At 42.6% G+C, this 7,401-nt stretch carries 6 protein-coding genes; 4 read left to right on the forward strand and 2 right to left on the reverse strand.

Annotated features, from left to right (window positions below; all coding sequences use genetic code 11):
* Positions 1–57: 57 nt before the first annotated feature.
* Positions 58–960 (forward strand): DNA-binding transcriptional activator PunR, encoded by a 903-nt coding sequence (punR, locus tag ACM2FC_RS18735; protein WP_498482530.1) that lies wholly within the window; start codon positions 58–60, stop codon positions 958–960.
* 41 nt (positions 961–1,001) lie between these two features.
* On the opposite strand, the gene fadA is transcribed toward punR, so the two are convergent.
* Positions 1,002–2,165: an acetyl-CoA C-acyltransferase FadA gene (gene fadA / locus ACM2FC_RS18740; RefSeq protein ID WP_498482531.1), complete on the reverse strand. Its 1,164-nt coding sequence runs from the start codon at positions 2,163–2,165 to the stop codon at positions 1,002–1,004.
* Positions 2,166–2,191: 26 nt separating this feature from the next.
* The gene (gene fadB / locus ACM2FC_RS18745; RefSeq protein ID WP_498482532.1) at positions 2,192–4,363 is read right to left on the reverse strand and encodes a fatty acid oxidation complex subunit alpha FadB; all 2,172 of its coding nucleotides are present in this window, start codon (positions 4,361–4,363) and stop codon (positions 2,192–2,194) included.
* Between the two features lie 243 nt (positions 4,364–4,606).
* Between fadB and ACM2FC_RS18750 the strand changes: the two genes are divergently transcribed.
* From ACM2FC_RS18750 to hemG, 3 genes are read left to right on the forward strand one after another with little or no spacing between them, the layout of a single operon-like run.
* Positions 4,607–5,224 (forward strand): YigZ family protein, encoded by a 618-nt coding sequence (locus ACM2FC_RS18750; protein ID WP_498482533.1) that lies wholly within the window; start codon positions 4,607–4,609, stop codon positions 5,222–5,224.
* Positions 5,225–5,262: 38 nt separating this feature from the next.
* Positions 5,263–6,720: a TrkH family potassium uptake protein gene (locus tag ACM2FC_RS18755; RefSeq protein WP_498482534.1), complete on the forward strand. Its 1,458-nt coding sequence runs from the start codon at positions 5,263–5,265 to the stop codon at positions 6,718–6,720.
* 8 nt (positions 6,721–6,728) lie between these two features.
* Positions 6,729–7,259 carry a menaquinone-dependent protoporphyrinogen IX dehydrogenase gene (gene hemG, locus ACM2FC_RS18760; RefSeq protein WP_498482535.1) on the forward strand — a complete coding sequence of 177 codons (531 nt, stop codon included), beginning with the start codon at positions 6,729–6,731 and terminating at the stop codon, positions 7,257–7,259.
* Positions 7,260–7,401 lie beyond the last annotated feature (142 nt).

Genomic DNA, 7,401 nt, shown 5'->3' on the forward strand with positions numbered 1-7,401 from the left:
GCTTATAAATAAAACGCTAATTTTTGTAGTTATGATTCAAAAAATTTGATGTCAAATATGTATTCTAAATCCTCCCTTGAACTGATAGATACTATCGCTCGGCTAGAAAGTTTTGCTGCTGCTGCGGAAGTATTGCATCGAGTTCCTTCTGCGATTAGCTACTCGGTGAGACAACTTGAGAAAGATCTTGGCGTCGTTTTATTCAGACGGCTTCCTAGAAAAGTAGAGCTCACGGCTGCTGGAGAAATTTTTGTTGAGCATGCTAGAAGTATGTTACGGCAAATGGATGAGGTGACAATTCAAACCCAGCGAGCGGCGAATGGTTGGAAACAAACCTTAAAAATTACCCTCGACAACATTGTTCGTTTAGAAAAGCTGGAAAGCTTAGTCAGTGACTTTTATAGCTCTTTTGATTTTGCTGAGCTGCAAATTAACATGGAAGTCTTTAATGGGTCTTGGGAAGCAATATCGCAAGGACGAGCGGATATAGCCATTGGGGCAACCTCTGCGATACCTGTAGGCGGCGAGTACAATACTAAAAACATGGGCAGCATGGACTGGATATTTGTTATGTCTCCTAATCACCCTTGTGCTAAAGCAGAACAGCTGACCGAGGAGCTGATAAGTAAGTACCCCGCTATCTGTTTAGATGACACGTCTAGAGAGTTACCGAAACGACATAATAGCTATTATCCGAGTCAGCGCCGTTTGTTGATGCCCAATTGGCATGTTGCGATAGATTGTTTAAGAAAAGGCTTAGGTGCAGGCTATATGCCAGTCCATATGGCAAGTAAGCACTTACTTGCTGGCACACTGATTAGTAAAGCTACTACCTTGGAAACCCCAAGTAGCGAGTGTTGTTTAGTATGGAAGAGAGATCCTACTAATAGGTTGATACAGTGGATGGTGGATTATTTGGGAACAACAGAGCAGTTATATCAAGATTGGCTAAAAGCGTGAAAGGCCAGCGAGATACTGACCCTTGTTAGCTAGGACTATAACTAAGGCCTTTCGAATACAGTAGCGATACCTTGTCCAAGTCCAATGCACATTGTCGCTAAACCAAATTTGGCATTTTGCTGTTCCATAATGTTGATCAGCGTGGTGGATATTCTTGCGCCAGAGCAACCTAGCGGATGGCCAAGCGCGATAGCGCCGCCATTGAGGTTTACCTTCTTGTCCATTACCTCAGCAAGCCCTAGGTCTGCTACGCAAGGAAGAGATTGAGCTGCAAAGGCTTCATTAAGCTCGACAACATCGATATCAGAGATAGATAAACCGGCTCTTTTTAGCGCTTTCTTGCTGGCAGGCACAGGCCCGTAGCCCATGATAGAAGGGTCGCAGCCAGCTATTGCCATTGATTTAATTCTTGCCCGTATGGTTAAGCCAAGTGATTGTGCTTTTTCTTCGGACATAATTAACATCGCGGCTGCACCATCGGATAAAGCTGAAGACGAGCCAGCTGTTACCGTACCAGAAGCAGGATCGAAAACTGGTTTTAGTTGAGATAATCCTTTGACACTGGTTTCAGGACGTATAACTTCATCATAGTTGAGCGTAATCAGAGAGCCGTCTTCTGAATGTGCCTCAATTGGCAATATTTCGTTTTTAAAACGCCCTTCAACGGTCGCTGCATGTGCTTTTTGGTGGGAGCTTGCAGCGAATTCATCTTGCTGCTGGCGGCTTATGTTGTGCATTTTGCCCAGCATTTCAGCGGTTAGGCCCATCATTCCAGCTGCTTTTGCGACATTTTTTGATAACCCTGAATGGAAGTCGACGCCGTGATTCATAGGTACATGGCCCATGTGCTCGACGCCGCCAATAATACAGATCTCTGCATCACCCACCATAATGGCTCTCGCTGCATCGTGCAAAGCTTGCATGGACGATCCACAAAGGCGGTTAACGGTTGTTGCTCCAATTTCGATCGGTAGTCCCGCTAGTAGAGCAGCATTTCTAGCTATATTGAATCCTTGTTCAAGGGTTTGCTGTACGCATCCCCAATAAATGTCTTCGATTTCGTTGGCGGAGACTTGCGGATTTCTCTGCAGCAAACCATTCATAAGGTGAGCAGAAAGATCTTCAGCTCGCGTATGACGAAAGGCACCACCTTTGGAACGTCCCATTGGGGTGCGTAGGCAATCAACAATAACTACGTTGTTCATGATTCTATTCCTTTTCCAAAAGTGGTTTATAGTGAGCTAACATTTTCTATTGAATAAAATGTTTTGCCTTCACTGCGCATTTTTTCCAGCAAAGCTGGAATTTGGTAAAGAGGACCAAGGTGCTGATATTTTTCGGCCATTTCAATATATTTATCCGTGCCAATTGAATCCAAATAGCGGCAGACACCACCTCTAAACGGAGGGAAGCCCAGACCGTAAACCAGTGCCATATCCGCTTCTTGAGGTGTTGCGATGATGTTTTCCTCAAAGCACAGCAGTACTTCATTTATCATGGGAACCATCATTCGCTCAATAATGGTTTCAGCATCAAATTCAGCTGACTCCATTGTTACAGACTCTAAAATAGAGGAAACCTCGTCGGAGAATGACTTCTTAGGTTTTCCTTTCTTATCCACGCTGTATTCATAGAAACCTCGGCCATTTTTCTGGCCATATCGCTCTGCTTCAAACAAGGCTTGAATTGCGTCTCTATCTGGGCTTGCCATTCTGGTCGGGAAACCTTCTGCCATAACCGCTTGAGCGTGATGGGCAGTATCAATACCTACAACATCAAGCAGATAAGCAGGTCCCATTGGCCAGCCATATTGGCGTTCCATAACCTTGTCTACTTGGGTGAAGTCTGCACCATCTTTGAGTAGTAGGTTGAAAGCAGCAAAGTAAGGGAAAAGTACTCGGTTGACGAAAAAACCGGGACAATCGTTGACGACGATAGGGGATTTACCCATTTTCGCTGCATAGGCTACAACCCGATTGATGGTCTCTTCTGATGTGTGTTCACCACGGATTATTTCTACCAAAGGCATACGATGGACAGGGTTGAAAAAGTGCATACCACAGAAGTTTTCTGGCCTTTTCAGGGAAGCAGCCAAAGTATTGATTGGAATGGTTGAAGTGTTGGAGGCAATAACGGTATCGGAATCAACTAACTCTTCGACTTCTTTTAAAACACTGGATTTGATCTGCGGATTTTCGATAACAGCCTCGACAATAACATCAGCATCGTTGATTTCACTGTAGTTAAGTGTTGGCTTGATATCAGAGAGTATCTTAGCCATTTTGAAGCCGTCTATTCGACCCTGAGACAGTTTCTTGTTGAGTAACTTAGAGGCTTCACCCATCCCTAAATCCAATGCGGGCTGAGCGATATCTTTCAAGGTAACGGGAACGCCTTTCAGAGCGGATTGATAGGCGATGCCGCCTCCCATGATTCCAGCACCTAATACCGCGCTTTGGTTGGTATCTTGGTTGGTGCTTTTAGCGGACTTCTTCGCTTGTCCTTTTAGATATTGATCGCTGAGGAATATGCCGACCAAGGATTTTGCTTCGGGAGATTTAGCTAGTTCGATAAAGTATTGTCGTTCAATATCAAGTGCTTCTTGTCTAGAGTGAACTGCACCGTTTTCGATTGCCAGAACAGCATTCATTGGAGCAGGGTAGTGAGTACCCACTACTTGTAAAACCATCCCTTTAGCAATCGTAAAGCTCATTTTAGACTCGAGCTTGCTTAAGCTTAGTGGAGAGGTTTTTTGTTTACGACGCTTTTCCCAATCTAGCTCATTAATGATTGCTTTGCTGATAGTATCTATTGCTGATTGTCGTAAAGATCCATTTTCAACAACTGCATCTAGCAGGCCTAGTTTCAAAGCTTTGCTTGCTTTAATTGATTTACCTTGAGTAATTATTTCCATGGCGTTGTCTGCGCCGATAAGGCGCGGAAGTCTTACACAACCTCCAAAGCCAGGCATAATGCCCAATTTTGTTTCCGGTAAACCGATATTGGTAGAGTTGTCGCCAATTCGGAAATCCGTCGCTAACACACATTCACACCCGCCACCAAGAGTATGACCTCTCAGGGCTGAAAGTGTTGGAAACGGTAAGTCTTCCAGTTTATTGAATATCGAGTTCGCAAATTGAAGCCACTTATCGAGTTCCTGTTTCGACTTTTCAAAAAGCCCTAAAAACTCAGTGATATCAGCACCAACGATAAAACTGTCTTTATCTGATGTAACAATAAGTCCCTTTACGCCTGAGTGGGATTTTATGGCTTCTATTGCATTATCAATAGATTCAAGTGTTGCGATATCAAGTTTATTCACTGAACCGGGTGAACAAAACTTTAACTCCGCAATGCCATTATCTAGTTCTTCGACTGACAAGGTGTTCGCTTGATAAATCATTATTTATCTCCGTCACATATACCTAAGCATCTTCAGTTTATTCGACTGTACAACTTTCAATTTCTCGAAAATGCGCATTGTTATTTTGTCTGGTTAGACCAGTTGCTTTAGTTTGCACATATCTCTAGTAGTATTCAATACATTTTTTCAACATTTGTTTAACAATATAAAACTCTATCTTGTTAAATGAACTGCCAGATTACGTGATAGAATTTCACTTTGTTGCCAAATATCGGAATTCTCATGAACGATAGCCCTTATTTAATTCCCTCTGAACCAACGATTTTTGAAGAGGAAATTAAAAAAAGTGTCTTTATTACTCATTTGATCCCTACACCAAGTGTAGACGCCGCTAAAGCGGCAATTGAACAAATAAAGCAAGAGCATAAGTCAGCACGACATAATTGCTGGGGATTTGTAGCAGGAAGGCCAGAAGATTCTATGAAGTGGGGGTTCAGTGATGATGGAGAACCTTCTGGTACAGCAGGTAAGCCGATACTCGCTCAATTGTCTGGATCTGGTGTTGGGGAGTTAACTGCTGTGGTGACTCGTTATTCGGGTGGTATTAAGCTTGGAACAGGTGGATTGGTGAAAGCCTATGGGGGCGGAGTCCAGCAAGCGCTCAAGCAGCTTCAAACAATTGAGAAAAAAATAACGACAAAGTTACGCCTAGAGTTAGACTATGGATTGATGCCTGTCGTGCAAACAGTTATAGATTTTCATCAGGCACAAACAATTGATTCAAAATATTCAGATTCAGTTGTGTTAATTGTAGAAATAGAAAAAAATCAAGTCGATGCTTTTACCCAAGCGACGATCAATAAAAGTGGTGCAAAGGTAGTTGTCGCCACTATAAATTAACATTGGGAAGTTAGAAGCTAGCCTTCACTTTTGATGCCATGCAATTTCGATCCATTATTCGCATAGTTGGCCTTTTGTTGGCTCTTTTCAGTATCACTATGCTTGCCCCTGCGCTGGTGGCGCTAATTTACCGAGATGGAGCCGGGGTTTCTTTTGTCACGACATTCTTCGTATTACTGGCCTGTGGGGCTTTCTGTTGGTTTCCAAATAGGCAATACAAACAAGAGCTACAATCCCGAGATGGATTCCTTATTGTTGTACTATTTTGGATAGTACTCGGTAGTGCTGGTGCTTTGCCTTTTCTCATCTCAGATAACCCAAGCGTATCCGTGACCGATGCCTTCTTTGAATCTTTTTCAGCCTTAACTACTACCGGAGCAACGGTTTTAACCGGGCTCGACTACTTGCCTAAAGCAATACTATTTTACCGGCAAATTCTCCAATGGTTTGGTGGTATGGGAATCATCGTATTAGCCGTAGCGATATTGCCAGTTTTGGGTATCGGTGGTATGCAGCTTTATCGCGCAGAAATTCCTGGGCCAGTTAAAGATCGCAAGATGACTCCTAGGATTGCTGAAACAGCAAAAGCGCTTTGGTATATTTATTTGAGCCTCACCATTGCATGTGCTTTGGCATATTGGCTAGCAGGGATGACGCCGTTTGATGCTATTTGTCATAGTTTTTCTACCATTGCGATTGGCGGCTTTTCTACTCATGATGCCAGCATTGGTTATTTTAATAGCGAAACCATTAACTTAATTGCAGTAGTTTTCCTGCTTATTTCAGCATGTAACTACTCTCTTCATTTCGCTGCGGTAGCCTCTGGAGGCGTTCACCCCCAGTACTATTGGCGAGATCCAGAGTTTCGAGCATTTTTTGCCGTACAAGGTATTTTGTTTTTAATCTGCTTTTCGGTGTTGCTACTGAGCCAAACCTATAATTCCACGTTTGAAACCTTTGATATGGCCTTGTTTCAAACGGTTTCTATCTCTACAACCGCGGGGTTTACAACATCAAGCTTTTCCGAATGGCCACTATTTCTCCCTGTATTACTGCTTTTTTCCTCATTTATTGGTGGATGTGCTGGTTCGACAGGAGGCGGAATGAAAGTGATAAGGATTTTATTGCTAACTCGCCAAGGTGCTCGTGAAATGAAAAGGCTTATCCATCCAAGGGCAGTGTATACCATTAAACTTGGAGGAACTGCGTTAAATCAAAGAGTTGTAGATGCGGTATGGGGGTTCTTTTCTGCATATACTTTGGTTTTTGTAGTGTGTATGCTAGCACTCATAGCGACAGGAATGGGTGAGTTAACTGCTTTCTCTGCTGTTGCTGCGACGCTCAATAACCTTGGACCCGGCCTAGGTGAGGTAGCAATGAACTTTGGTAGCGTCAATGATGGTGCTAAATGGGTGCTTATTGCTTCTATGGTTTTTGGGCGATTAGAGATATTTACTCTGCTTATTTTGTTTACTCCTACATTTTGGCGCAGTTAAAGAGGTTGGTGATGAAAGTACTATTTCTTTATTCAAGTAGAGAAGGTCAAACAAAGAAAATATTTAAATTTATCGATAGTGAATTGCAAGGTTGTGAGTGTGAGTTAAAGAATTTGCATGATGCAGAGCAAATTGACCTTTCTCTATACGATAAAATTCTCGTCGGTGCATCGATACGCTATGGGCACCTGAACAAGAAGTTGTATCAGTTTATAGAAACACATTTAGAGCAACTCAAAAAAAGCAAAGTGGCTTTTTTCTGTGTAAACCTAACCGCGAGAAAAGAAGACCAAGGTAAAGACACACCAGAAGGTAGTGCCTATATTCAGACTTTTTTGAAAAAGTCTCCATGGAAACCCGAGCTAATCGGTGTGTTTGCTGGAGCACTGTATTACCCACGTTATAACTGGATAGATAAAATGATGATTAAATTCATCATGACGATGACGGGTGGGGAAACAGATACTAGTAAAGAAGTGGAATATACCAACTGGCAAAAAGTGACATTATTCGCCGAAAAGTTTAAGAACATGGACTAATAAATGTAGAGTTATAAGTCAAAATGATTAAACTTTAGTCGAAAGGTGTGTTTTTCGAAAATAATCCAAAAAAACGCTTGCCAATATAGTTCCGATCTCTATAATGCCCCCTCGCTGACACGGGATGGCTTCAAACAAGCCA

The sequence above is a fragment of the Vibrio sp. A37 genome (assembly GCF_059777565.1).